The following is a 25,437-nucleotide window of genomic DNA, read 5'->3' as shown; positions in this document are numbered from 1 at the left end:
TCAAATCAATCGTCTCGAAGAATACGCTCGCCTTCTTGCTCCACGCTGTCAAATTGGCCTTTGTGAATGGCCCACCAGAGGCCACCCAATATAAAAAGCACCAAAAGCACTGACAGCGGGATCAACAAATACAAGATATCCATCAAAATCCTTTGGTGAGTCGCAAAGAGTTCAGTACGACCCACAACGAGCTCAGCGCCATGCCAAGTCCAGCCAGCCACGCAGGCAACAAACCCACCACCGCCAACGGCACGCACAAAGCGTTGTAAGCAGCAGCCCACACTAAGTTTTGCTTGACCACCCGCAGGGTGTGTCTGGCCAACTTAACGCTTTGCGCCACCACCAACAAGCTGCCGCCCATCAAGACCAAGTCCGATTTGGACTGAGCCAAGGGCACTGCATTACCAAATGCCATGGACACATGCGCACCAGCTAAGACAGGGCCGTCATTCAGACCATCCCCCACCATTGCGACCCGCGCGCCTTGCGACTGCGCAGCTTGCATGCGAGAGAGCTTGTCTTGCGGTGTACACGCCCCAAATGCTTGGGTAATGCCCACTTCTTGGGCCACAAGCTGGGCTGACTCAGGCCGATCGCCAGACAACAACCACACATCCAGATTCAGACTTTTCAGCGCTTGCACGGTTTGCACCGCATCAGCACGGACATCTTCAGACAGTTGCCAGCTGGCTAGCCACTCGTTTTCAGTGCATAAGTGTACTTGGCAAACACTGGCTTTGTCGGGTATTCCCTTAGTTTTTGGTGAGCAAAATTTGGCAGAACCCAAGCGCAACAAGCCATCCACATGTGCCTCTAAGCCAAGACCAATCATTTCGTTTACATCTTGCGCTTGCACAGCATCAACCTGCCCTGACGCTTCTTGTGCTTTAACCAAAGCGCGCGACAAAGGATGCAAGGAATGCTTGGCCAATGCGGCTGCTAAGCGCAAGGCGTATTCAGGTGCCACACCCTCCGCTGTGATGACCTGCGTGATGCGTTGGCCGTCTTGGGTGAGCGTGCCGGTTTTGTCAAAAATTACCGTGTCAATCTCAGCCAAGGACTCTAGGGCTTGCAGGTTACGAACCAGCACCCCGTGGCGTGCGAGGTTGCCAGCAGCCGCCAACATCGCAGCCGGTGTCGCCAAAGACAAAGCACAAGGGCACGTGACCACCAGCACCGCCACCGCCACCATCAAGGCGTGGCCGGGATTGGTAGGCCACCAATACACAGCGGACAACGCAGCCAGCACCAACACCCCAATTAAGAAAGGTTTGGCAATTCGGTCTGCCAACTGGGCCAAGCGCGGCTTTTGTAGCGAAGCGTTTTCCATCAAGGACACGATTTGCGAGAACTGCGTACCCTCGCCCACTTGCACCACCCGCACGGTGACGATGCCGCTCAGGTTGTGGCTACCCGCCACTACCGAGTCACCCACTGCACGAGCTTGCGGACGTGACTCGCCGGTGAGCAAGGCCTCATCCGCCAAGGTCTGGCCTTGCAGAATGACACCGTCTGCAGGAAAACTTTCTGAAGGCGACACACGAATCACATCGCCTACCAGCACACGGCGAACGGCCACGCGCTCAAACTCACCATTTGGCAGCTGACGCTCCACACTGTTGGGCAAGCGGTTCATCAAGGTTTCCAGAGCGCCCGCCGTGCGGTCGCGCACACGCAGCTCAAGCCACCGGCCTGTGAGCAAGAAGAACACGAACATGGTGAGCGAGTCGTAATACACCTCAGCACCAAACATGCCATTCGGCTCAAACGTGGCAACCGTGCTGAGCAAGAACGTGATTGCCATGCCCAGCGCCACCGGCAAATCCATGCTCACACGACGCGCACGAATGTCACGCCAAGCATTGCTGAAGAAGGGTCCGCACGAAAATAAGACGACTGGCAACGACAGCACCCATGAAGCCCAGCGCAATAAAAAAACCATATCGGGAGTGATGTCGCCGTCTTGCGCCACGTATGCGGGATAGGCGTACATCATGACTTGCATCATGCAAAAGCCAGCGACCAACCAACGCCACAGGGCGCGGCGACCTTCTTCGTGGCGCGCTTGGCGCAAGCTACTGTCAGCAGCAGGAAGTGCGCCATAGCCTGCTTTGGCAATGGCGGCTATCCATTCGGAAGGTTTGACCACATCCGCTGACCACACCACTTTGGCGCGGTGTGTCGACGCATTGACTTCGGCAGAGCGGACGCCCGGCACAGTGAGCAATGCCTCTTCCACCGTGAAGGCACAAGCGGCACAGTGCATGCCTTGAATCACCACATGGGAATCCCAGTTGTCACCGCTATCTTGGGAGTTTTTGACTTTGTGCGGTTGGCTGAATCGCAACCACTCTTGGCGGTCATCCAGCAAAACAGCCATCGAAGAATCTGAATGCATAAGGTCCATAGCCTAACGGTTCGCCCTGATCTGAACTTGACTTGGGTCAAAACCCTCGCAGCCAAACAGAGTAAGCTCAATGCGAAATCAACAAAAGGAGCAGTTTATGTACAAACGAATTTTGGTGGCCACCGACGGCTCGACATTGTCAAAGAAAGCCATTTCTAGCGCCATCGAACTGGCTGCTTTGAGTGGCGCTGAATTGATTGCCGTCAAAGTGACACCACGTTACCCACAAAGCTACTTCGAAGGCTCGTTGCCTTTGTCTGCCACTGAGATTTCCAAAATTGAGACAGGCTGGACTGACGGTGCTCAAAAAGTGTTGGACGCTGTGCTGAAAGCTGCCAAAGCCAAAGGCGTGACCGCCAAGGCCGTGGTCGTCAAGTCTGACATTGTCTCTGATGCACTGATTGCCGCTGCGAAAAAACACAAAGTAGATTTGATCGTGATGGCTTCACACGGTCGCCGTGGCATCAAGCGTTTGCTGTTGGGCAGCGAAACACAACAAGTCTTGACGCACGCCAGTGTGCCAGTTCTGGTACTTCGTTGATCCTTATTGATTAATAAAAGCGCCCAGTTCTGACTGGGCGTTTTTCATGGGCGTCGTAAAAACCACTCCCCATTTGCTTTGGCAATTGGTATGCTTATCAAATGAACATGCTGACGCCACACCTCCATCGTTTGATCAATCGCTGCTGCAGCGCATTTCTCTGCTGCATATTTGCCAGCGTCGCTTTACATGCGCAGGAACTCACGGCACTTCAAAAAATATCTCCAGCCGAGGCGCAAGAGCTGCGCACGTTGCTTCAGCAACCACAACCTGAGGGACTCACTTACAACTCACTCGATCAGTGGTACCAAGCACGTGATGCCGCCGCCTTTCGTTTAGGTGACCCCAACGAACGAGAGCGCGTCCTTCGCGCTTGGTTAGCCGCATCTCCAGGCATCGATGCGAAGTGGACGCTTGGGTCATTTTTGATGAATTCATCTAGCAACACAGCCGAAGGTTTCGCTTTGATGGAGGAAGTGTTGCGTCAGCAAACGCACCCAGTGCACATGGTTCGTGTACGCGCTCGCCTCGCCGAAGGCTACATTGAAGAGCATCAACTCAAAAAAGCAAAAGCATTATTAGACGAAGCTGAGCCCATGATTGCGCGCGAGTTCGGCCGATTCAGAAGCAATGCCATTGGTTACTGGTCGATTCGCGCAGAGATGGAGTTCTATAAAACCAAAGCTCGTCTGCTGATACGTCAGGGACACTTCGATGCGTCGATTGATGCCGCCAAAACAGCGCAAGCGAAAGGGCTTGAATTGCGTCAATGGGAAAATCTAGCGCCTGCACGACAAGTGCAATACGGAAGGTCTTGGCACGCAAGCTCTGCCGTAGAAGTAGCAGTCGCTCAAATAAATGCTGGCCGTCTTTTCGAAGCTGAAGAGTCTTTGCGTGAAGCACTGGCTATATATAAAAATTACCAATTTACGGAAGATCAAATGGTCTTCTTTTACCGTTGGGTTTCCGACTTGTATTTCGCACAAGGACGTTACAACGATTCTCTACGAGTTGCGCAAATGGTTCGCAGCGTTCAACTCAAGTCCGGACTTTCTGATGCAACTGCACAATCCGTTTGGACACGCATGCGCATCAACAAAGGTTTGATTGCACAAGGCCGCTGGAAAGATGCCATGCAAGAGTTCGACAGCATTGACAGTGCTATTGGCAGCAATGTACGGATCAAGCCAATCGCGAGAATGGTGGACTTGAGAGGGTTAACGCTTCTAAACAATGGCAGAGCAAGTGATGCCGCCGAAATGTTTAAGGGCACGCTAGATTGGGCCAGCAACAACTTCGGTGCGAATCACTACTTCACCGCCTTCAAACGTGGTTTGTATGGCATGTCATTGGCGCAAGACAAATCACAGCAAGAGCTAGCCCTGACAGAACTTGAGCAAGCTGTGCGAGATTTGAGTGCGCCTGACACCCTGTCCACTCAATTCGAAGAGTCGCCATTTCGCTTATCGCTTCGACAAGATATTTACAAAACATATATTCGCTTGCTGGCAAACACGCAAGCGTCAAATCCCGAAGCTGCAGGCAAAGCATTTGCCGCTTCGACACATTTAATGGCCTCTGGTGTCCAGCAGGCCATTTCAGAAGCCGCTGCACGCGCAGCCATTAAAAAGCCGGGATTGGGTGAAGTTGCCAGACTTGACCAAGACGCAAAAACTGAACTCACCACACTTTACGGCTATATCGTTTCTCAAGCGGGCGAATCACAACAACAACGACTCACACCTGAGGTTGTCAAGACTATGCGTCAGCGTGTGATCGAACTTGAAGGCTTGAGAAAAACATACAAATCTCAGATTCAAAAAGAGTTTCCGGAATACTTTCAGCTGCTGCAACCTAAGGCGCCAACACCCAACGAAATTGCAAACCTACTTTCGCCCAAAGATGTGTTTGTTAGTTTGGTACCCATGGATGGTGAAACATACATTTTTGGAATTTCGAAAGATGGAAAAACGCGGTTGCAGCGCAGCACACTGAACAAGCAGCAAATTGCCCAGTTGGTCAAATCGATTCGGACAACACTCGATGTAGCTGATCTTGGGCCTAAAGCCCCTAAATTTCGATTTGATGAGTCCTACAGGCTCTATCAACAGCTGTTGGGACCGATTGAAGATCTATTAACAGGCAAAGAGCATCTCATCGTCGCCACATCAGGCGCGTTGGGACAACTTCCATTTGCAGTTCTGGTCAAACAACCTTGGAACAAGAACGACTACGCCCAAGCACCTTGGTTGATTCGTGACATGGCCATCAGTCATGTGTCGTCGCCTAATGCATGGGTCGCACTCAAACAACTGAGTAAAACGCCATCAGGCACCAAACCACTTATGGCTTGGGGTGACCCGACCTTTGCACTCAACGAAGCAAGCAACAGCGACAAGCACGCTGTTCGCTCGGTTCTAACCAAACGTTCTGCACGTGGCGATTTGGAAAAAAATGCTGTCGATCAACTTCAATACGCCACACTGCCACCTCTGCCTGAAACCAAGGATGAGGTGCTAGCACTTGCCAAAGTTCTGAATGCAAATGCCACAACAGACATTTATTTAGGCAAAGATGCCACGCGCGATTCCGTCATCAAAGCCAGCGACAACAACTCATTGGCTGAAAGACAAATCATCGTATTCGCAACACATGGCCTTCTTCCTGGCGATCTTCCCAAATTGGAACAACCTGCACTCGCTATGTCAGCCGTGTCAGAGCCTAATAGCTCACCCTTACTTACACTTGAAGATGTGATGGGTCTTAGATTGAATGCAGATTGGGTAGTCCTATCCGCTTGCAATACAGCGGGTGCAGATGGAAAAGTCGAAGAAGCTTTATCGGGGCTAGCACGTGGATTTTTCTACGCTGGTGGCAGAAGCTTGCTAGTGACGCATTGGTCGGTCGAGAGCGAAAGTGCGATGCGTTTGACAACAAAAACATTTGAGGTCTACAAAAACCAACCCCAAATCAGCCGTGCGCAGGCTTTGCGCCAGTCTATGTTGAGCTTGATGCAAACACCAATGTATGCGCACCCTACCTACTGGGCGCCTTACGCACTGGTTGGCGAGGGGGCTCGATGAGTCAGGGTGACTTCTGCTCTGACTTTTTAGGAACTAGCCACTGATAGACGGGAGCAGATTTAACGTCACTCACGGTGTGATCGACATTTTGAATCAGCCGATCTGCATTGCCCATCGTTTTTTGTGTCTGTACCAGTGACTTCTCCAACTCCACCATCGTGTCGCGTGTTTTACCTAGCACTGCAGGCAAGCCGTTTTTCTCATCACTCAACTGCTTCATGGCATGGCTTGTAAGTTCGAGGGTCTGAACAGTTTGAATCATGACCTTTCGCGACTGTCCCAAACTGGCTTGAACCCCCTCATCAGGATCCGCCATTTGCGTCAAAAGTTGCTGAAGCTTTTGCAGTAAGGGATCTAAACGCTTTGTAACATCTGCAGTTACATCGTCCTTCACGATTTTTATGTGAGACATCGGCGCTAAAAGCGTCGCTTGAGATTCATCACGGACCAACACCAACTCAGAAGTGACGATTTTTTCTTTAGAGAGCTTCAAAACAGCCCCCGCCGTGAAAAACGTCGAATGTTGGGGTCGGATTTGTAATTCCCCTTTTACTTCACCTTGAGGCGTCAAAACCAGCTGAGTCATACGCCCTAATTCAAAACCTTTATAGGTGACTTTCATTCCCTCATACAAGCCAACCGCTGAATCAGTTTCTATCCGTAGCACTAACCTAGACTCAAATATGCCTTTGAGATGTGCCAAATAACCCAAGGTCAAGCATATGGATAGTACCGACAATGCAATACGCCAGCGAAAAGTACGTTTCGATGCATCAACTTCAAACATGGTTTTTCCCGTTACATCAGAGTTACGTCTAACAATTCAATCGCCACGATCAAGAACATACCTATTGTCATAAACCGTGACATTAACAATCCTAGTTGGTGGCGACGTGCTTGCAAAAAAAACACCTCAACCAATGTCATCACGCTCAATGAAAGTGCGAGCAGTAGCATCCTCAATGCAGCGTGAAACAAGTGTGACAAATCAAAGTCAAACCAAAAAGCGTCCCAGACAGGCATTGCATACCCATTCAAGGCAAACATCATTCCAAGCCAGCATCCAAGCATGGCAGATAAAAAGAACCACACCCAGGCCATCAGACAGACGAGTGCACAAGCCAAACTGTATGCAGCAGCCTGCTGACCCTGCACCCAATCAACTCTCATTTCAGACTCTGTGGTGAGTTGAAAGCTAACTCGCAATAAGACAAATGATGAAACTAAAAAAGTAGGCAGATGACCAAACAAAAAATGCGTTAACACTTGATGAATCAAATTGGGATCCAACGATACGCTAAGCTGCGTTGCAAAACCAAAAGCTCCACCTAGCAAAACACCCACACATAAAGCAAACCATCCGCAACCGCGAGCTAGTTTTTCTGCCCAATGGAAAACCAAATTCATTCGAATTACTTTTTAATCTAACTCACTGCAATTTTTGTTTTACCGATTCGTATTCACGCTTGAGTCTAGCGATTAATTCCGATGCAGGGACAACAGCCTTCACTGCACCTATGCCCTGCCCACAACCCCAAATATCTTTCCACGCTTTTTGAGCGCCGCCACCAAAATTCATTTTGCTAGGGTCACTCTCTGGCAAGTTCTCTGGGTCCAAGCCCGCATTGCGGATAGACGGGGCTAAGTAGTTGCCGTGCACACCTGTGAACAAATTGCTCAGCACGATATCGTCGGAGGTGCCATCCACCACAGCTTGTTTGTAGTCATCTGCGGCACGCGCCTCTTCGGTGGCAATGAAGGCTGAGCCAATGTAGGCAAAGTCTGCGCCCATCGCTTGCGCCGCCAACACGGCACCGCCGGTGGCAATCGAACCACTTAGGGCTATTGGCCCATCAAACCATTCGCGAATTTCTTGAATCAAGGCAAACGGGCTCTTCACCCCCGCATGACCACCTGCGCCAGCCGCAACTGCGATGAGACCGTCTGCGCCCTTTTCAATCGCCTTCTTGGCGAACTTGTTGTTGATGATGTCGTGCAACACGATGCCACCGTAGCTATGGGCAGCTGCATTGACATCTTCACGCGCACCAAGCGAAGTGATGATGATCGGCACCTTGTACTTCACACACAAGGCCATGTCGTGCTCTAAGCGGTCATTGCTTTTGTGCACGATTTGGTTGATGGCAAAGGGCGCTGCTGGTTGATCTGGATGCTCACGGTTATGGGCAGCCAGTGCCTCGGTAATCTCAATTAACCAATCTTCTAGCTGTTCAGCAGGACGCGCATTGAGCGCAGGCATAGAGCCCACCACACCGGCTTTGCACTGCGCAATTACCAACTTGGGATTGCTGATGATGAACAAAGGTGAAGCGATGACAGGGAACTTGAGAGACTGCAAAACCGGAGGCAAACGCGACATATCAGACCCTTTAGAAAGTTCAGGGCACGTGAAGTGCCCTGAGATTGATTGCAAGTTTTTGTGACGATTGAAACTTAGAACGCGTCGAGCGCCAACTCAGTCACGCTATCCGCACCGTCCACGATGCTGTCGCGCATGCCTGGCACTTTGGTCAGGATGTGGTCGGCATAGAAACGTGCAGTGGTGATTTTGGATTGCATGAATACTGCGTCGTTGCCTTTGGCCAGTTCAGCCTCAGCCACCAACAATGCGCGGCCCATTTGCCAACCAGCCACCAAGTTGCCAGTGAGCATCAGGTAAGGCACGCTGCCTGAAAACACGGCATTGGGGCTGGCTTTGGCGCCTGCCACCACGAAGTCGACCACATTCAAGAAGGCTTCGCGTGCTGCTTTCAAACGTGCAGCCATCGCCTTGGCGTTGGCGCTGCCGCTCTTGAGTAAGTCGGCTTCGGTGTTGGCGATTTGCGCTGCAATGCCTTTGGCGGTTTGGCCACCGTCACGACCTGTTTTACGGCCGATCAAGTCGTTGGCTTGAATCGCTGTTGTGCCTTCGTAAATCGTCAAAATTTTCGCGTCGCGGTAGTACTGCGCCGCGCCCGTTTCTTCGATGAAGCCCATGCCGCCGTGCACTTGTACGCCCAGGCTGGTGACTTCCAAACTCATCTCCGTGCTGAAGCCTTTGACCAATGGCACCAAGAATTCATAGAACGCCAAGTTGTCTTTGCGCGTGTCGGCATCTGGGTGGTGGTGCGATGCGTCATAAGCCGCCGCAGCCACCGTGGCCATGGCACGGCAGCCTTCGGTGTAAGCACGCATGGTCATCAACATGCGGCGCACATCGGGGTGGTGAATGATGGGCGCGCTGGTTTTCATGCTGCCATCCACAGGGCGGCTTTGCACGCGGTCGCGTGAGAAAGCGACTGCCTTTTGGTAGGCACGTTCGGCAATCGAAATGCCTTGCACACCAACGGCGTAACGGGCTGCGTTCATCATGATGAACATGTATTCGAGGCCACGATTTTCTTCGCCGACCAAGAAACCAAGTGCACCACCGTGGTCGCCATACTGCAACACCGCTGTGGGGCTGGCTTTGATGCCCATCTTGTGTTCGATGCTCACGCAATGCACATCGTTGCGTGCGCCCAAAGAACCATCTTTGTTGACCATGAACTTTGGCACCACAAACAAGCTGATGCCCTTCACGCCTTCAGGCGCGCCTTGCACACGCGCCAACACCAAATGAATGATGTTCTCGGCCATGTCGTGTTCACCGTAGGTGATGTAAATCTTGGTGCCGAATACTTTGTAGGTGCCGTCTGGCTGTGGCTCTGCGCGGGTGCGCACAGCAGCCAAGTCAGAGCCCGCTTGTGGCTCGGTCAAGTTCATCGTGCCAGTCCACTCACCCGAGATGAGCTTCTCGAGGTATGTAGCTTTCAACTCGTCAGAGCCAGCCGTGAGCAATGCTTCGATCGCGCCATCGGTCAACATGGGGCACAAGGCAAAGCTCATATTGGCTGAGTTGAGCATTTCGCCGCACGCCGCACCAATGGTCTTGGGCAAGCCTTGACCGCCGAAGTCTGCAGGGTGTTGCAAGCTTTGCCAGCCGCCTTCGCAGTACTGTTGGTAGGCTTCTTTGAAACCAGGTGTGGTGGTGACATGGCCGTCTTTGAAGAACGATGGGTTCTTGTCGCCTTCCCAGTTCAACGGCACGAGCACAGACTCGTTCAACTTCGCGCATTCTTCGAGCACGGCTTGGGCGGTTTCTACGCCCATGTCTTCGAACGCAGGAATTTGGGCCACTTGTTCGAGGCCTGCCAAGTGTTCCATGTTGAACACCATGTCTTTGATGGGGGCGATGTAACTCATGTTTTAAGTCTCCAAAATTCAATGCAAAAAAAGGCACCCCGAAGAGTGCCTTTTCACAGAAGGATTAAAGCGCTGCGACCAGCTCTGGCACTGCAACAAACAAATCAGCCTCTAGGCCGAAGTCTGCCACGCTGAAGATCGGCGCTTCTGGGTCTTTGTTGATGGCCACGATGACCTTGCTGTCTTTCATACCGGCCAAGTGTTGAATGGCTCCGCTGATACCGCAAGCCACATACAACTGAGGCGCAACAATCTTGCCGGTTTGACCCACTTGCAAGTCGTTGGCAGCATAGCCCGCGTCCACCGCAGCGCGGCTTGCACCAATGGCAGCACCGAGCTTGTCGGCCAGTGGAATCATGACTTCGTCAAACTTCTCTGAACTGCCCAACGCACGGCCACCCGACACGATGATCTTGGCGGCGGTCAGTTCTGGACGGTCGTTCTTGGTGACTTCACGGCCCACAAAGCTGCTCTTGCCGGAGTCATTCGCGGCGGCTGCAGTTTCTACAGCGGCTGAGCCACCAGTTGAAGCAGCAGCATCAAAACCTGTGGTGCGCACGGTGATGACTTTGACGGCATCGCTTGATTGCACAGTGGCAATGGCGTTACCTGCGTAGATGGGGCGCTCAAACGTGTCTGGGCTGTCCACTTTGGTGATGTCGCTGATTTGGCCCACGTCCAACTTGGCAGCCACGCGAGGAGCCACGTTTTTGCCGTTGGCTGTGGCGGGAAACAAGATGTGTGTGTAGTTACCAGCAATGGCCAACACTTGGGCTGCCACGTTCTCAGCCAAACCAGCTTCGAGCGTTGCGCCATCGGCGTGAATGACTTTGCTCACGCCAGCGATTTGCGCGGCAGCAGCAGCGGCTGCGCCAGCGTTGTGGCCAGCCACCAGCACATGCACGTCAGCGCCAATAGCGGCTGCGGCTGTGACGGTGTTCAAAGTAGCGCCTTTGATGGAGGCGTTGTCGTGTTCTGCAATAACGAGGGATGTCATGGTCGTTTTTCCTTAGATAACTTTTGCCACGTTCTTGAGCTTCTCCACCAAAGTGGCGACGTCTGGCACTTTGATGCCGGCGCTGCGCTTGGCAGGCTCCATCACTTTGAGGGTCTTGATGCGAGGGGCCACGTCCACGCCGAGGTCTTCAGGCTTGAACACATCGAGTTGCTTTTTCTTGGCCTTCATGATGTTGGGCAAGGTCACATAGCGTGGTTCATTCAAACGCAAGTCAGTGGTGATGACCGCTGGCAAGCTGACAGAGAGGGTTTCCAAACCGCCATCGACTTCGCGGGTCACGCTGGCTTTGTCGGCCGTCAACTCGACCTTCGAGGCAAATGTGGCCTGGGGCATGTCCGCCAAGGCCGCCAACATTTGACCTGTTTGGTTGCAATCATCGTCAATCGCTTGTTTACCCAAGATCACCAGACCTGGTTGCTCTTTGTCCACCAAAGCTTTGAGCAGTTTGGCCACAGCCAAAGGTTGCAGCTCTTCAGCGGTCTCGACCAAGATGCCACGGTCTGCGCCGATGGCCATCGCAGTACGCAAGGTTTCTTGGCACTGGGTGACGCCACAAGAGACAGCGATCACTTCGGTGACCACGCCCTTTTCTTTGAGGCGCACGGCTTCTTCGACCGCGATTTCGTCAAAGGGGTTCATGCTCATTTTGACGTTCGCAATGTCAACGCCCGAGTTGTCCGACTTGACGCGGACCTTGACGTTGTAGTCCACCACGCGTTTGACAGCGACCAAAACTTTCATGGCAAAAGCTCCAATTTTTAGAATTAAACAGATTGACGTTTACGTAAACGTAACATTGTAGAGATCAAAGAACGTATTTTATCGAACGACCGTGCTTTTTTAGGGAAGTCCCTAGGTAAAACTTAGGCGGGATAGCGCAAAACCACCTCTTGAGGCGAATGCACCAGCACCACACCAGACGCTCGCAAAGCGCTCAGCGCAGCGATGTTGACGCGTGAACGCGTCAACGATTGCCCATTCACTGGATCTTCCATCCAGAAATTCAAATTGAACCGCAAGCCTTGAGGCGCCACTTCAGCCAACAAAGGAAGCGGCGCAGGCATGGGCAACACCCATTCCACACTCAAGGCCGCCTGTATCAAAAGCGCTTGCACGCGCTCGACGTCACTCTCCAGCCCCACCCAAAAAGTGCAAGTTTGCAAGAGATGCCGGCTTTCTAACGATAAGTTTTCTACGCGCTGCGACAGCAGCAACTCGTTAGGCACCACCGATTCGCTACCATTACTGGCGCGCACCAAGGTATAGCGGGTTTTGATGTCGGTCACGCGGCCTTCAAAACCATCCACACGCACAAAATCACCGATACGCAGCGAGCGCTCCAGCAAGATGACAAAGCCGCTCACATAGTTGGCTGCGAGTTTTTGCAAGCCAAAACCAATACCCACGCCCAATGCGCCGCCCACCACAGAAAGCGTTGTCAAGTCAAAGCCTAAGGAAGACAAGGCAAACAAGGTGCCGATGACCAGCAGCAACACGCGCATGGCATTGGACGCCACTTTGCGCATCGATAAGTCATCAAACGCACGCGTGAGGACACGCTGCTCAATCGTGGCCGATAGCCACAGCGCTAGCACCAGCGCAAAGCCAGAGGTGAGCACCACTTCCAAGATGTGGGAGATGCTGATGCGCGTTTTGCCCAACATGAAATCCAAGCCGTCGAGCTCGTCCATCATGGGGCCCCACAACCCCGTGACCCAGAGCACGACCAAACCCCAAGCCAACCAAGACACGATTTGTTCAATGGCACGCGCGCCGCGTGAATTAGGAAATACAGCCGCTAACACGCGCGCAATCAGTCGAATCAGCACCAGCGACACCAACACTGGCAGGGCCACCTTGAGCACCGACACCCGCTGCAACTTCATCAAGCCCAGCTTCAAACCGTAGGTAAATACCAAAGCCAATGCAGGAAATAAAACACCGTCCAACAAACGACGGCCAAACAAGATCGAACTCTGCCCTGTGTAACGTCGCCCCAAACCCCAACTCAAGGCCCAAGCCACAACCAAACATATTGCCAAGCCGGCGAGCTCTAACGCTATCGCTGGACTTTGCAGGTCCAGCAACAATTCTTGCAATTCATTCATGGATTAAATATCGGCTAATACGCGCACATGCGCTTCAACGCTGCGACTCAGCGAACTCAAATCGTACCCGCCTTCAAGGCAAGACACGATGCGCCCTTTGGCATGACGCGCCGCAATGTCACGCAAGCGATGGGTGATCCAAGCGTAGTCTTGCTCGGTCAACCCCATTTGGCCCATGTCGTCTTCGCGGTGAGCATCAAAGCCAGCGCTGATGAAAATCATCTCGGGCTTGAATTCTTCTAGACGAGGCACCCAATGCGTCTCAATCAAGTCACGCACTTCCATGCCCTTGGTATAGGCTGGCACCGGAATGTTGAGCATATTGGCAGCGGGATGTTCGGTGCCACTGTGGGGATAGAACGGGTGTTGGAAGAAGCTGACCATCAATACGCGCTCATCACCACTGAGGATGTCTTCCGTGCCGTTGCCATGGTGCACATCAAAGTCCACCACTGCGACACGCTTTAAGCCGTGGCGCTCAAGCGCGTACTTGGCCGCAATGGCAATGTTGTTGAAAAAGCAAAAACCGCCTGCTTTGTTACGCGTGGCGTGATGGCCGGGCGGACGAATAGCGCAAAACGCGTTGGCCAACTCACCCGCGATCACCGCATCCGTCGCGGCGACGGCGGCGCCTGCTGAGGCCAAGGCAGCTTTCCAAGTGAAGCTATTGATGTTGGTGTCGGAATCCAAGTGGCCATAAGCGGGGCCGCCAGCGGCCATGTCTTCCACCAATTGATCGGACAACCCACGCAAGGACGCGATGTACATACGGTCGTGCGCCAGCTCAATGTCGGCCAAAGGCGCTTCGGGCGCCTCTATGGCTGTGAGACCCAAATCCACCCCGCTGATGAGCAAGCGATCTTGAATGGCACTGAGTCGTTCAGGGCACTCGGGGTGCCCCTCGCCCATCTCGTGCTTCATGCACAGGGGATGTGTGTAATAACCTGTTTTGCTCATCTCATCTGCCTCGGTTCTTCTTCAAGTCAGCTTACCATGTAGACCTTGCTTTTTCCCTTGCAAACACAGCGTGAAACCACATCACCCCCCGTTTTATATGGCTTTGCAGCCCAGTCTTGCGTTACGTCAATTCACCGCCGTGTTTTTACTACTGGCGGCATTGACGGGCCATGCTGCCACCAAACCACATACGAAAGCTCGCTCAGCGGCGCACCATAAAGCAGCAGCACACAAAGCCTCTACGCACGGCCCCGCCTATGGAAAAACCGCAGAGGCCATGACCCTAGCGGACGAGCTGGCCCAGCAGTACAGCCTGCCCAAAACATGGGTACGCGAGCAAATCAGCCAAGCGAAATATCTCAAGGGTGTGCCCAAGATGGTATTGCCACCCGCGTTGCCCACCGCGAAAAACTGGCGCGCTTACCGCGAGCGCTTCATCGAGCCACGCCGCATCGATGCAGGCACGCAGTTTTGGCAAACTTACCAAAACGCTCTCAGCCGCGCCGAACAAGTCTATGGCGTGCCCGCTGAAATGGTGGTGGGCATCATCGGCGTGGAAACCTTTTATGGTCAAAACATGGGCAACTACCGTGTGCTGGATGCCCTGACCACGCTCACCCTCAACTTCCCTGCCTCACACCCACGCGCAGCTGAACGCCAAGCGTTTTTCAAATCAGAGCTGGGGCATTTTTTGGTGCAAGCCCATCAACAAGGCGATGCCAGCATCAGCGGCAGCTTTGCAGGTGCCATGGGTTGGCCCCAGTTCATGCCGTCGAGCGTGGCCAAGTTTGCGGTCGACTTTGATGGCGATGGCCGCATTGATTTGCGCAACAGCCCTGTGGATGCGATTGGTTCGGTGGCCCATTACTTCAAAGCCTTTGGCTGGCAAACCGGCATGCCCACCCACTACCCCGTGAGCTTCGACGAAGCACGCTTAGACAAAACCAGCCTCCTGGCACCAGACATCTTGCCTTCATTCAGCATCAACAACTTCACTGCCAAAGGCGCGGTGCTAGACGAACAAGCTTTAAAACACACTGGGCAACTGGCGTTGGTGGAACTGTTCAACGGCGACGAGGCGCCCAGCTATGTCGCGGGCACTGACAACTTTTATGTGGTCACCCGTTACAACTGGAGTAGCTACTATGCGCTGGCGGTGATTGAGTTGGGGCAGGCAGTCAAAGCGAATCGTGCATTGGCCTCCACAGCATCCAACGTGCGTTGACACCACCGTCTATGCTCATGCTCAACGTATGCTGCTAGCATCATTATTTACAGATGTTCAACGCTTGGAGTTCTTGTGACTGATGAAGTTTTGCGCAATGGCGTTCCGCACAACGTGACCACCAGTTTGGTGACTCACAATGCTGTCTTGCCGCAAAACATATTTATCAAAGACGAAGCATCAGCTCTTCGTGACTCAGGTATGGGTGATGTTGTACCCTCCCTCGTGAATCGAGATTCCTCCAGCGAGGTCAACCTCACGTCTAGCAAACCCGCACCACAAGCAGAACCAAATTACCCAGTCTCTAACGACAAGCTAACCGCAAACGACACACTGACAAACATAAAGTCTCATATTCGAGACAACATTCAGGCATTGAAAAACTTAGCGCATGCGGACAACCGCCAGACGGTTACCGCCGATGAGTTCAATCAGAATATCCAAAGCCTTGGTGCTTCGCGATCGATAGAAGAAAACAAACTCTACCTCGAGAAAAAATCTATCACAAGCAAACGGCAGTTGATTTCGAAAACCACAACCGAGCGTTCAGATCCAAACTTGGTCATACCCAATAGAGCAAGTCACAGCGGCCTCGATTCAGATGAATGTGAAACCCAAGCGACAGAAATAAAAACCTCAGATAAATCGCTTAAAGATAAAAAAATGTCCAACAAAGACAGTGCATTTCAAATGCGGGTTAAGAAATTAAAGAAGCAAGTGCGCAACGTCGACAGCACTTTGCAAAACTTAGAAGCAGATAAATGAGGTGAGGCCGTGACAGTCAAGTAATTGAAGGCCGGTCAACCTGCGTCACCCATTCTTTCGGCAGTTACCGCTTGTCTTGAATTTCACGTACAACCGCATCTTCGACCACATCGGACTTGGCATCCCAACGCTGTGTGTGTCCTTGCTCTTCATGCCATCGCCCGTCGCTGGTGTGAGCCCCCCTAGACCAGCGAGCTCCTTGTCCAGACTGCATGCCTTTGCGCATTGCTTGGATTTGTTGCCACATCATCAGCACTTGTGGCTTTTGCCCCGTCAACAGCCAACGCACACAGGCAAATGCCACATACAAGGCCAACCAAAACAACACGCCTACGGCAAATAACGTAGCGAAAGCCATGCCCAAGATCGTGAATAGCAAACGCGTAAAAAAAGCCATGACTTGATGTTAACTGGGACGTGTCACTTGGCGATTCAAAAGGCTAATGCTGCGCTGGCTCACAATTGTTGCTGAGCCAAAGACCACTGCACGTGCTCACGCACTACCTCGCTGGGGTGCGTGAGATGAGCTTGCAGCGCTTGACACAATGCCGCACGGTCAATTGCCACTTCATCGGCTTGCCGAAGCGCATTGCCTGCAGCCACCGCCAAGTTACGCAACCAACGCACATGACCAATGCGACGAATAGGGCTGCCCTCGGTGTAACGCAAGAACTCTTCTTCGGTCCACGCCAACAAGCGCGCCATGCCCTGCCCCACCAAGCCCGCACGCACATCGAAATCGGGCAAGCTTGAACTTTGGGCAAACTTGTTCCAAGGGCAAATCAGTTGGCAATCGTCACAGCCGTAAATGTGGTTGCCCATCAAGGGACGCAGCGCTTCTTCAATCGCACCTTCGTGCTCGATCGTCAAATACGAAATGCAGCGGCGCGCATCCACCAAGCCTTCAGCCACGATGGCTTGTGTGGGGCACACATCCATGCAAGCAGTGCATTGGCCGCAGTGCGCGCTGGTGGGCTCAGACGCAGGCAAGGCCACATTCAGAAAAATCTCGCCCAAGAAAAACATCGAACCCGCTTCACGGTTGAGCACCAAGCTGTGTTTGCCACGCCAGCCTTGGCCACTGCGTGTGGCCAGTTCAGCTTCTAAAACCGGGGCTGAATCGGTAAAGGCTCGGTATTCAAAACCATTGGGCTTTAAGGTGTCAACCAACAAGGCATCAATTTGCTGGGCCAGTGTGTCGAGTCGATTGCGCAACACCTTGTGATAGTCACGCCCTCTGGCGTAAACCGACACAACCGCCTCAGCAGGGTTGTGCAGGCGTTGCCACTCGGCATCTTGCCAGCCCTCAGCGGTGTCGCGCGGCAGGTAGTTCATGCGGGCGGTCAATACGCTCAAGGTGCCCGGCACCAACTCGGCAGGACGTGCGCGCTTTACCCCATGGCGGGCCATATAGTCCATGCTGCCGTGGAAGTTTTGGGCTAACCAACTCTGCAAATGTGGCTCGGCCGAGGACAAATCCAAAGGGGCCACCGCAATTTGCGAAAATCCCAGTGATTGCCCTAGAGCCTGAATTTGCCTGAGCAACAATTGGTAATCGATAGACAACGCACACCTTTGAATAATTCGCCTGAGTAATGCTGTGATTGTAAAAACTCTTGTTTGGCCCGATGAAGCCGCCACCGCTGCGTTTGCCACGCAGCTGGCCGCCGCATTGACACACGCCAACCTGAATGCTTGCATCGCCTTGCATGGCGATTTGGGCGCGGGCAAAACAACCTTTGTGCGCCACCTGCTGCGCGCCTTGGGTGTTGAGGGCCGCATCAAAAGCCCCACCTATGCTGTGGTCGAACCCTACACCGTGAATGCGGGCGAGGTGTGGCACTTTGACTTTTACCGCTTCAGCGACCCACGCGAGTGGGAGGACGCAGGCTTTCGCGACATCTTCGCCAGCGCTGGCCTGAAGCTGTGCGAATGGCCACAAAACGCCGCAGGCGTGATGCCCGCACCCGACCTCGAACTCCATATCGAGGTAGTTGGCGACGAACAACGCCAAGTGACGATCAACGCGCTCACGACACGCGGACAGGAACTGCTGGGATGACACAGCACCACAGCGATCCAATCCACCCTGAAGACCGACATGGCATTCAGCGGCGCACCCTGTTGCAAGGTGGCTCACTAGCGTTACTACTGGGCAGTGTTGACATTGCATGGGGTGCCAGCATCGTGGCCGTGCGCGTGTGGCCCGCTGCGGCCTATACACGCGTGACGATTGAAAGCGATACAGCACTCAAAACAGTGCCCATCTTTGTGGCCAACCCGCCGCGCTTGGCCGTGGACATTGAAGGCATTGAGCTCAACCCCGCCCTTAAAGAGCTGGTGGGCAAAGTGCGCTCAGACGACCCCTACATCACGGGCGTGCGCGTGGGTCAATTTGCCAATAAAACTGTGCGCTTAGTGCTGGACTTGCGCCGTATGGTCAAGCCGCAAGTGTTCAACTTGCAGCCTGTCAGAACGGGTAACACACAGTACCAACACCGCTTGGTGCTCGACCTCTACCCCTCCGAAGTGGCCGACCCGCTTGAAGCTTTGATCGTGGACAAGCTCAAAGGCGGCACCACTTACAACGCGCCTTCCATGACGGCAACTCCTACGCCCCCTTCCGCATCGAAGCTCGGTACACATACCGACCCAGTGGGCGATTTGATGGTCAAGCCCAACGCGGCCTCTGAGCCGGCCACGCCTGCGGCTTCCTCAGCGTCTGCACCCATCACCACCGCCGCGTCTGTGAATCAAAATCAAGAGGGCGAACGCTTCATCGTCGTAGCCCTCGACCCCGGCCACGGCGGTGAAGATCCGGGAGCCTCAGGTCCCAGTGGCACACGCGAAAAAGATGTGGTGCTGAAAATTGCGCACCGCCTGCGTGACCGCATCAACAACACCACCATCAAAACCAAGAACGGCAACTTGCCAATGCGGGCATACCTCACGCGTGATGCCGACTACTTTGTGCCGCTGCAACAGCGCGTTGAAAAAGCCAGACGCGTGCAGGCCGATTTGTTCGTCAGCATCCATGCCGACGCGTTTCAAACTCCAGATGCCAAAGGGGCCAGCGTATTTGCTTTAAGCGACGGCGCAGCATCAAGCGCTGCCGCCAAGTGGATGGCCAAGCAAGAAAACCGCGCCGACTTGATTGGGGGCTTGAACATCAAAACCCAAGATGCCGCATTACAGCGCGCCTTGCTTGATATGAGCACCACGGCCCAAATCAAAGACAGTCTCAAACTCGGCAGCGCGATGCTGGGACAAATCAAACATATTGGCAAACTGCACAAAGGCCGTGTAGAGCAAGCAGGCTTTGCCGTCTTGAAAGCACCAGACATTCCCAGCGTATTGGTAGAAACCGCCTTCATCAGCAACCCTGAAGAAGAGAAACGATTGATCAGCGCGCAATACCAGAACGACTTGGCCGATGCCCTAATGAAAGGCATTGAACGCTATTTCTCACGCAACCCGCCGCTGGCTAAAACCCGCAACACCTAAAGCCATGACCAACACGACAGCGCAGCCACGCAACCCCTTGCATGGAAAGACCTTAGAAGCACTCGTCACCGAGCTGGCTGATTTTTATGGCTGGGAAGGCTTGGGCGAGCGCATCAACATCCGCTGCTTCACACACGACCCAAGCGTGAGCTCTAGCCTCAAGTTTTTGCGCAAAACACCTTGGGCACGCGACAAAGTGGAAAGTTTGTATTTGTTCATGTTGCGCGACACGCGTCGCGCTGAGCGTGGTTTTTAAGACTGCGCCGCTTCTGCATTGACTTGTGACGCGCGTGAGGCTTTCCACGAACCATAAGCCGCCAGCGCGCTGGGCACCAAGATCAAACCCCAAATGATTTTCTCGAGGTTGGCCTTCACCCACGGAATATTGCCAAAGAAATAGCCTGCGGTGACGATGCCGCCCACCCACAAAGCGCCTCCCGTGACGTCAAAGAAGGTGAACTTGCGGCGCGTCATTTGCGCCACGCCAGCCACAAACGGAGCAAAGGTTCGCACAAAGGGCATGAAGCGTGCAGCAATCAAAGTCACGCCACCGTAGCGCTCGTAAAACGCATGGGCTTGATCAAAAGCGCGGCGGTTGAAAAACTTGGAGTCTTCCCACGCAAACACCTTGGGGCCAAAGAAACGGCCAATCGTGTAATTCGTTTGATTACCTGCCACTGCTGCTGTCAGCAGCAATGCGACAGACAAGCCGTAGTCCATCAACCCCACACCGCACATGGCACCCACCACAAACAACAGCGAGTCGCCAGGCAAGAAGGGCATGACCACCAAACCGGTCTCTACAAAGATGATCAAAAACAGCAAGGCGTAGACCCAAGTCCCATAGGTTTGCACAAAGCCCTCGATGTAGCGGTCGATGTGAAGAATGAAGTCGAGAAGAAGTGTGATGTATTCCATAGCCAGCATTATCCCTGCCTCTAAAATGAGCCTGTGCACCCTGCTACTCAACCCCCACGCGCTATCCGCGAACTCCCAGATGAACTGATCAGCCAAATCGCCGCTGGCGAGGTGGTCGAACGACCTGCATCCGTTGTCCGTGAGCTGGTGGACAACGCGCTAGATGCCGGAGCCACACAAATCACCCTGCGCTTGCTGGCCGGTGGTGTGCGCTTGATCAGCGTGGAAGACAACGGGGTAGGCATTCCTGCCAACGAGCTGCCTGTGGCCTTGAAGCGCCACGCCACTAGCAAGATCACCAACTTGAATGAGTTGGAATCGGTGGGGACGATGGGCTTTCGTGGCGAGGCACTGGCCGCCATTCAATCGGTGTCCGAGCTGTCAGTGCTGTCACGCACCGCTGCGCAAGACAGCGCCATGTTGCTCGATGGCCGCAGCGGCGAGTTGCAACCTGCCGCCCGGGCACAAGGCACCACGGTAGAAGTGAAAGAACTGTTTTACAGCACACCCGCACGCCGCAAATTTTTAAAGACTGACAACACAGAGCTAGCCCACTGCGTCGAAGCTGTGCGTCGCCACGCCCTCACCCGCCCCGAGGTGGGCTTTGCCATTTGGCATGAGGGCAAATTGGTGGAGCAATGGCGTGCGCAAACGATGGATGCCGCATCGGGTGAAGACCTGAACAAACAATACCAAGCCGCGCTAGACCGCCGCTTGACCGATCTGTTGGGCGACGACTTTTTGCAAAACTCCGTCGCCGTGCATTACCAATCGGGCAACGTAACCGTGGTAGGACGCGCTGGCATTCCTGATGCAGCCCGCTCACGCGCTGACCACCAGTTTGCCTATGTGAACGGCCGCTATGTGCGCGACAAGGTGATTACACATGCCGCACGCAGCGCCTATGAAGATGTGCTGCATGGCCACCGCCAACCCATCTATGCGCTGTACGTGGAGATTGAGCCAACGCGTGTGGACGTGAACGTGCACCCCACCAAGATTGAAGTGCGTTTTCGCGATGGTCGCGAGGTGCATCAAGCGGTGCGCCACGCGGTTGAAAATGCTTTGGCTGTGCCACGCGCCAATATGCTTATGGCCAACGCGCTACAAAACCATGAGTTGCCGATGACAGGTACATCTGAGTTGGGTGCATTGACATCACCCACTTGGCCCAATGCCAATTGGCAACAAGCGCCTATGCCCTTGGCTGGCACGCGCGTGGTGGATATGGGTGCTCTGTGGCAGTCCACACCACGCACGGCTCTTCCAGCTGAAGAACAAGGTGCACAAAGCTTTGCTACCAACGCCTTCAGCGCAGCCAATACGCCCACAGCCTCGTTGCAAGATGCAACACCTGAAACTTGGCCCTTGGGCAAAGCCATCGCACAGCTGCATGGCGTTTACATTTTGGCGGAGAACGCACAAGGCTTGGTATTGGTCGATATGCATGCCGCGCATGAGCGGATCGTGTACGAACAACTCAAAACACAAATTGATGCGCAACGCATCAGCAGTCAACCGCTGTTGATTCCAGCCACCTTCCCTGCCACCGCGCAAGAGGTCGCAACCACCGAAGCCTGTGCAGATGCACTGCAAGAACTCGGTTTAGAAATCTCCACGCTGTCGAGTAAAACCCTCGCCGTGCGTGCAGTGCCCAGCACCTTGGCACAAGGCGACGCCGTCGCACTGGCGCGCAGTGTTTTGGCGGAATTGAGCCAACACGATGCAAGCACCGTGGTGCAACGCGCACGCAACGAATTACTGGCCACCATGGCCTGCCACGGTGCAGTGCGCGCCAACCGCAAGCTAACCATCGACGAGATGAACGGCTTGCTGCGTCAAATGGAAGTGACCGAACGCTCGGACCAATGCAACCACGGCCGCCCCACTTGGCGACAACTGTCGATGCGTGAACTCGACGCGCTGTTTTTGCGCGGTCGTTGATGTCACCCACACTCATCATTGTGTTGTTGTCGATGCTGCTGGGCATTCAGCCCGTGGCCACCGACTTGTATTTGCCTGCCCTGCCAGCTATCAAGGCGGAGTTTGATGCAGAGCTCTCGCAAGTGCAGCTCACACTCAGTGCTTTACTTTTAGCTTTTGGCACCTCGCAACTGGTGTGGGGTCCGTTGTCTGACCGCTTTGGCCGTCGTCCTATTTTGTTATGTGGTTTGGCCACATTCACCATGGCTGGTTTGGGCTGCGTCTTGGCCAACAGCATGCAAGAGCTCATCGTATGGCGCGTCTTGCAAGGGGCTGCCATGGGTGCCGTGGTGATGTGCGCTCGCGCCATCGTGCGCGATCTGTACACACCTGAAACAGGTGCGGGCGTGATGTCCAAGGCACTCACCGGCCTAGGCTTTTTAGCTTGCGCCAGTGCGCCTTTGGGAGGCTTGTTAACTGACCTGTGGAGTTGGCATGCAGCGCTAAGCTTGGTGATGGGCTTTGGTGCCATTGCGCTGGTGTTGGTCGCGTTCACATTCAAAGAGACTCTGCACCGCAAAAATTCAAATGCACTTCAGTTCGCAGTGTTAGCAAGAAACTGGTGGCACATCTTGCGTCATCCTACGTTTGTCGCGTTTACCTGCGTGTCGATTGGCTCTTACGGTGGGCTGTTTACATTCTTGGCTTCGTCATCGTTTGTTTTCATCAGCTTGCTGGGGTTAGCGCGTTGGCAATACGGCTTGCTGTTGTTTTCGATGGCCTTCACGTATTTGTTGGGTACCGTTCTGTGTCGCCGATTGCTCACACGTTTTGGGGTTGCGCTAACTGTGGCAATTGGCGGCGCATTCAGCTTGACCGGAGGCTGCTGGATGGCGCTCAACACGTGGTTGGGTTGGCAAAGCGTATTGGGCTTGATGGGGCCGTTTTACTTGTTCATCTTGGCGCATGGCATTCATCAACCTTGCGGTCAAAGTGGTGCTGTCGGGCCTTTCCCAAAAGCTGCGGGCGCAGCCTCTGCACTCGGTGGCTTTTTGATGATGATGGCCGCCTTTGCCACGGGCTTGTGGCTCGGTGCAGTGAAAGATGGCTCGGCCATGCCCATGGTCCAAAGCATTGCATTTTGGTCGATCTTGACGGCCTTATCCGCTTGGTTGCTGGTGTTGCGCCGAGGAGGTCCGCGTGCCTAACGCGCCTCATCTCGCACAAGGTTGGACGGTAGACGCCATCGCCTTAGTTGGCCCGACAGCCAGCGGGAAAACGGCCGCCGCCTTGGCCATTGCCAAACATTGGCCAATTGAAATCATCAGCATTGACTCGGCCCTGGTCTACCGCGGTATGGACATTGGCACAGCCAAACCAAATACCGAAGAGCTGACACACGTACAGCACCATCTGATTGACATTCGCGATCCACTGCACGCCTACAGCGCCGCTGAGTTTGCGCGTGACGCCACTGTGCTGATGACCGGTATCCGCGCACGCGGCAAGCTGCCATTGCTGGTGGGCGGCACCATGCTGTACCTCAAAGCCTTGCGCGATGGCATTGACGATTTGCCCACAGCACAGCCCGCGCTGCGCGCGGAGATTGAGCAACAAGCCCTCGCCGCAGGCTGGCCAGCGATGCATGCCGAGTTGGCCAAGATAGATGCCATCACGGCGGCACGTTTGGCACCTAACGATGCACAACGCATTTCACGCGCCCTCGAAGTGTGGCGCGTGAGTGGCAAAGCCTTGTCGCAATGGTTTGCAGAGGGTGAAGCCACTCGTGCCGCACAGCCTGCGTTGAACATGCCGCTTTTGTCGCTTGAACCGATTAACCGTGCATGGCTACATGCGCGCATTGCGCAACGGTTTGATGTGATGTTGGCTGGCGGTTTCTTGGCCGAGGTGCGAGCCCTGCGTTCGCGAGGTGATCTGCACATTGATTTGCCCAGCATTCGCTGTGTGGGCTATCGCCAAGCGTGGGAGTTGCTTGATGCGGCTGAAGCTGCCGGAGCACCCCCTGAAAGCATCTTGCCGCAGTTACATGAGCTGGGTGTGGCAGCCACGCGCCAGTTAGCCAAGCGTCAACTCACGTGGCTGCGTGGGATGGATGAGCGCATCGTGATTCCATGTGATGCGTCAGATGCTTTGGCACAAACACTGACCGCTGTGCAGCGGTTTACTGCAGCGGCTCTTTGAGCACGTCAGGTAGAGGCAAGGGCATGACGGCAATGCCTTCGTCAATCAACTCTTCTGTTTCTTCGGGCGTCGCATGGCCGCGAATGTTGCGTGCCTCAGTTTCACCATAGTGCATCTTGCGGGCTTCTTCGGGAAAGCTGCCGCCTACATCTTCGGTGTTGGCCATCACATGGCGCACCATCTTCAGCAACGCAGCTTGCAGCTGTGCAGGCTCTAAGTTGGCCACCTCTTGCAAGCTGGGCAGCGCAGACACTGCGTTGGCAGTGTCATCGGTAGCCGCTGGCATAGGCGCTGCGGTGTCTGTGCCATGGTTGGTATTTGCAGACGAGGTTTGCGAAGTAGAAGCTGCTGTATCGCGATCACCGCGTGTGGTGCTGAGGTTCAACCGCGGTGCACTGAGCTTTTTGGTCACACTGGCATCGCCGCACATGGGGCAGTTCAGCAAACCACGTGCGAGCTGGCTTTGATAATCGTCCTCAGAACCAAACCAGCCTTCAAAAACATGGTGTTGGGCACATTGAAGGTCTAACACTTTCATGGC

Annotated in this window: 24 protein-coding genes; 10 read left to right on the top strand and 14 right to left on the bottom strand. The window is 54.1% G+C overall.

All coding sequences use genetic code 11. The features are described 5' to 3' along the window. Positions 1–5: 5 nt before the first annotated feature. Positions 6–143 carry a cbb3-type cytochrome oxidase assembly protein CcoS gene (gene ccoS, locus B9Z35_RS03260; RefSeq protein WP_108282212.1) on the bottom strand — a complete coding sequence of 46 codons (138 nt, stop codon included), beginning with the start codon at positions 141–143 and terminating at the stop codon, positions 6–8. After that, positions 143–2,398 carry a cation-translocating P-type ATPase gene (locus B9Z35_RS03255; protein WP_108282211.1) on the bottom strand — a complete coding sequence of 752 codons (2,256 nt, stop codon included), beginning with the start codon at positions 2,396–2,398 and terminating at the stop codon, positions 143–145. The genes ccoS and B9Z35_RS03255 overlap by 1 nt, the downstream gene beginning before the upstream one ends. Before the next feature lie 106 nt (positions 2,399–2,504). Between B9Z35_RS03255 and B9Z35_RS03250 the strand changes: the two genes are divergently transcribed. Beyond that, the gene (locus tag B9Z35_RS03250; protein ID WP_108282210.1) at positions 2,505–2,948 is read left to right on the top strand and encodes a universal stress protein; all 444 of its coding nucleotides are present in this window, start codon (positions 2,505–2,507) and stop codon (positions 2,946–2,948) included. 107 nt (positions 2,949–3,055) lie between these two features. After that, positions 3,056–6,031 (top strand): CHAT domain-containing protein, encoded by a 2,976-nt coding sequence (locus B9Z35_RS03245; RefSeq protein WP_158268109.1) that lies wholly within the window; start codon positions 3,056–3,058, stop codon positions 6,029–6,031. A 1-nt stretch (position 6,032) separates the two neighbouring features. Here the strand turns inward: B9Z35_RS03245 and B9Z35_RS03240 are convergent, their stop codons facing one another. The 8 genes from B9Z35_RS03240 to B9Z35_RS03205 form a co-directional block, all read right to left on the bottom strand. After that, positions 6,033–6,818: an MlaD family protein gene (locus B9Z35_RS03240; RefSeq protein WP_108282208.1), complete on the bottom strand. Its 786-nt coding sequence runs from the start codon at positions 6,816–6,818 to the stop codon at positions 6,033–6,035. 11 nt (positions 6,819–6,829) lie between these two features. Further along, positions 6,830–7,438, bottom strand: a complete 609-nt coding sequence (locus B9Z35_RS12845) for a hypothetical protein (RefSeq protein WP_146178938.1) — start codon at positions 7,436–7,438, stop codon at positions 6,830–6,832. A 22-nt stretch (positions 7,439–7,460) separates the two neighbouring features. Next, complete coding sequence (locus B9Z35_RS03230; protein WP_108282206.1) at positions 7,461–8,411, bottom strand: nitronate monooxygenase family protein; 951 nt, start codon at positions 8,409–8,411, stop codon at positions 7,461–7,463. Between the two features lie 74 nt (positions 8,412–8,485). Beyond that, on the bottom strand, positions 8,486–10,276 hold the full coding sequence (locus B9Z35_RS03225) for an acyl-CoA dehydrogenase (protein WP_108282205.1): 1,791 nt from the start codon (positions 10,274–10,276) through the stop codon (positions 8,486–8,488). Positions 10,277–10,340: 64 nt separating this feature from the next. Then, positions 10,341–11,273 (bottom strand): electron transfer flavoprotein subunit alpha/FixB family protein, encoded by a 933-nt coding sequence (locus B9Z35_RS03220; protein ID WP_108282204.1) that lies wholly within the window; start codon positions 11,271–11,273, stop codon positions 10,341–10,343. Positions 11,274–11,285: 12 nt separating this feature from the next. After that, positions 11,286–12,035, bottom strand: coding sequence for an electron transfer flavoprotein subunit beta/FixA family protein (locus tag B9Z35_RS03215; RefSeq protein WP_108282203.1), 750 nt, complete (start codon positions 12,033–12,035; stop codon positions 11,286–11,288). A gap of 122 nt (positions 12,036–12,157) precedes the next feature. Continuing rightward, positions 12,158–13,402, bottom strand: coding sequence for a mechanosensitive ion channel family protein (locus B9Z35_RS03210; RefSeq protein ID WP_108282202.1), 1,245 nt, complete (start codon positions 13,400–13,402; stop codon positions 12,158–12,160). Between the two features lie 3 nt (positions 13,403–13,405). Further along, positions 13,406–14,359 (bottom strand): histone deacetylase family protein, encoded by a 954-nt coding sequence (locus B9Z35_RS03205; RefSeq protein WP_108282201.1) that lies wholly within the window; start codon positions 14,357–14,359, stop codon positions 13,406–13,408. 97 nt (positions 14,360–14,456) lie between these two features. On the opposite strand from B9Z35_RS03205, the gene mltB reads away from it, so the two are divergent. Continuing rightward, positions 14,457–15,584: a lytic murein transglycosylase B gene (mltB, locus tag B9Z35_RS03200; RefSeq protein ID WP_108282200.1), complete on the top strand. Its 1,128-nt coding sequence runs from the start codon at positions 14,457–14,459 to the stop codon at positions 15,582–15,584. Positions 15,585–15,659: 75 nt separating this feature from the next. Further along, positions 15,660–16,349: a hypothetical protein gene (locus B9Z35_RS03195; protein WP_146178937.1), complete on the top strand. Its 690-nt coding sequence runs from the start codon at positions 15,660–15,662 to the stop codon at positions 16,347–16,349. A gap of 64 nt (positions 16,350–16,413) precedes the next feature. Here the strand turns inward: B9Z35_RS03195 and B9Z35_RS03190 are convergent, their stop codons facing one another. Then, complete coding sequence (locus B9Z35_RS03190; RefSeq protein WP_146178936.1) at positions 16,414–16,746, bottom strand: hypothetical protein; 333 nt, start codon at positions 16,744–16,746, stop codon at positions 16,414–16,416. Between the two features lie 59 nt (positions 16,747–16,805). After that, positions 16,806–17,915, bottom strand: a complete 1,110-nt coding sequence (gene queG / locus B9Z35_RS03185) for a tRNA epoxyqueuosine(34) reductase QueG (protein WP_108282197.1) — start codon at positions 17,913–17,915, stop codon at positions 16,806–16,808. Positions 17,916–17,949: 34 nt separating this feature from the next. Between queG and tsaE the strand changes: the two genes are divergently transcribed. Genes tsaE through B9Z35_RS03170 form a run of 3 tightly spaced genes read left to right on the top strand, consistent with a single transcriptional unit; the run spans position 17,950 to position 20,109 of the window. Continuing rightward, positions 17,950–18,411, top strand: a complete 462-nt coding sequence (gene tsaE, locus B9Z35_RS03180; protein ID WP_199219781.1) for a tRNA (adenosine(37)-N6)-threonylcarbamoyltransferase complex ATPase subunit type 1 TsaE — start codon at positions 17,950–17,952, stop codon at positions 18,409–18,411. Beyond that, on the top strand, positions 18,408–19,853 hold the full coding sequence (locus B9Z35_RS03175) for an N-acetylmuramoyl-L-alanine amidase (RefSeq protein WP_108282195.1): 1,446 nt from the start codon (positions 18,408–18,410) through the stop codon (positions 19,851–19,853). The genes tsaE and B9Z35_RS03175 overlap by 4 nt, the downstream gene beginning before the upstream one ends. Before the next feature lie 4 nt (positions 19,854–19,857). After that, positions 19,858–20,109 (top strand): VF530 family DNA-binding protein, encoded by a 252-nt coding sequence (locus B9Z35_RS03170; RefSeq protein ID WP_108282194.1) that lies wholly within the window; start codon positions 19,858–19,860, stop codon positions 20,107–20,109. Here the strand turns inward: B9Z35_RS03170 and B9Z35_RS03165 are convergent. Then, on the bottom strand, positions 20,106–20,771 hold the full coding sequence (locus tag B9Z35_RS03165; RefSeq protein WP_108282193.1) for a DedA family protein: 666 nt from the start codon (positions 20,769–20,771) through the stop codon (positions 20,106–20,108). The two genes, B9Z35_RS03170 and B9Z35_RS03165, sit on opposite strands and share 4 nt — an antisense overlap. Positions 20,772–20,804: 33 nt before the next feature. On the opposite strand from B9Z35_RS03165, the gene mutL reads away from it, so the two are divergent. From mutL to miaA, 3 genes are read left to right on the top strand one after another with little or no spacing between them, the layout of a single operon-like run. After that, entirely contained in the window at positions 20,805–22,715 is a 1,911-nt protein-coding gene (gene mutL, locus B9Z35_RS03160; protein WP_108282192.1) for a DNA mismatch repair endonuclease MutL, read from the top strand. Next, on the top strand, positions 22,715–23,902 hold the full coding sequence (locus tag B9Z35_RS03155) for a multidrug effflux MFS transporter (protein WP_108282191.1): 1,188 nt from the start codon (positions 22,715–22,717) through the stop codon (positions 23,900–23,902). The genes mutL and B9Z35_RS03155 overlap by 1 nt, the downstream gene beginning before the upstream one ends. Next, on the top strand, positions 23,895–24,896 hold the full coding sequence (miaA, locus tag B9Z35_RS03150) for a tRNA (adenosine(37)-N6)-dimethylallyltransferase MiaA (protein WP_108282190.1): 1,002 nt from the start codon (positions 23,895–23,897) through the stop codon (positions 24,894–24,896). The genes B9Z35_RS03155 and miaA overlap by 8 nt, the downstream gene beginning before the upstream one ends. On the opposite strand, the gene B9Z35_RS03145 is transcribed toward miaA, so the two are convergent. Beyond that, positions 24,877–25,434 (bottom strand): DUF1178 family protein, encoded by a 558-nt coding sequence (locus tag B9Z35_RS03145; RefSeq protein ID WP_108282189.1) that lies wholly within the window; start codon positions 25,432–25,434, stop codon positions 24,877–24,879. The genes miaA and B9Z35_RS03145 overlap by 20 nt on opposite strands. Positions 25,435–25,437 lie beyond the last annotated feature (3 nt).

The sequence above is a fragment of the Limnohabitans sp. Jir61 genome (assembly GCF_003063545.1).
Classification (GTDB): Bacteria; Pseudomonadota; Gammaproteobacteria; order Burkholderiales; family Burkholderiaceae_C; genus Limnohabitans.
The sequence above is the reverse complement of the archived record's forward strand: the minus strand, read 5'-3'. Positions and strand labels throughout refer to the sequence as shown.

Coding starts and splice junctions, on each gene's coding strand:
- ccoS (WP_108282212.1), bottom strand. CDS start 143: ATGGATATCTTGTATTTGTTGATCCCGCTGTCAGTGCTTTTGGTGCTT.
- B9Z35_RS03255 (WP_108282211.1), bottom strand. CDS start 2,398: ATGCATTCAGATTCTTCGATGGCTGTTTTGCTGGATGACCGCCAAGAG.
- B9Z35_RS03250 (WP_108282210.1), top strand. CDS start 2,505: ATGTACAAACGAATTTTGGTGGCCACCGACGGCTCGACATTGTCAAAG.
- B9Z35_RS03245 (WP_158268109.1), top strand. CDS start 3,056: ATGCTGACGCCACACCTCCATCGTTTGATCAATCGCTGCTGCAGCGCA.
- B9Z35_RS03240 (WP_108282208.1), bottom strand. CDS start 6,818: ATGTTTGAAGTTGATGCATCGAAACGTACTTTTCGCTGGCGTATTGCA.
- B9Z35_RS12845 (WP_146178938.1), bottom strand. CDS start 7,438: ATGAATTTGGTTTTCCATTGGGCAGAAAAACTAGCTCGCGGTTGCGGA.
- B9Z35_RS03230 (WP_108282206.1), bottom strand. CDS start 8,411: ATGTCGCGTTTGCCTCCGGTTTTGCAGTCTCTCAAGTTCCCTGTCATC.
- B9Z35_RS03225 (WP_108282205.1), bottom strand. CDS start 10,276: ATGAGTTACATCGCCCCCATCAAAGACATGGTGTTCAACATGGAACAC.
- B9Z35_RS03220 (WP_108282204.1), bottom strand. CDS start 11,273: ATGACATCCCTCGTTATTGCAGAACACGACAACGCCTCCATCAAAGGC.
- B9Z35_RS03215 (WP_108282203.1), bottom strand. CDS start 12,035: ATGAAAGTTTTGGTCGCTGTCAAACGCGTGGTGGACTACAACGTCAAG.
- B9Z35_RS03210 (WP_108282202.1), bottom strand. CDS start 13,402: ATGAATGAATTGCAAGAATTGTTGCTGGACCTGCAAAGTCCAGCGATA.
- B9Z35_RS03205 (WP_108282201.1), bottom strand. CDS start 14,359: ATGAGCAAAACAGGTTATTACACACATCCCCTGTGCATGAAGCACGAG.
- mltB (WP_108282200.1), top strand. CDS start 14,457: ATGGCTTTGCAGCCCAGTCTTGCGTTACGTCAATTCACCGCCGTGTTT.
- B9Z35_RS03190 (WP_146178936.1), bottom strand. CDS start 16,746: ATGGCTTTTTTTACGCGTTTGCTATTCACGATCTTGGGCATGGCTTTC.
- B9Z35_RS03175 (WP_108282195.1), top strand. CDS start 18,408: ATGACACAGCACCACAGCGATCCAATCCACCCTGAAGACCGACATGGC.
- B9Z35_RS03170 (WP_108282194.1), top strand. CDS start 19,858: ATGACCAACACGACAGCGCAGCCACGCAACCCCTTGCATGGAAAGACC.
- B9Z35_RS03165 (WP_108282193.1), bottom strand. CDS start 20,771: ATGGAATACATCACACTTCTTCTCGACTTCATTCTTCACATCGACCGC.
- B9Z35_RS03155 (WP_108282191.1), top strand. CDS start 22,715: ATGTCACCCACACTCATCATTGTGTTGTTGTCGATGCTGCTGGGCATT.
- B9Z35_RS03145 (WP_108282189.1), bottom strand. CDS start 25,434: ATGAAAGTGTTAGACCTTCAATGTGCCCAACACCATGTTTTTGAAGGC.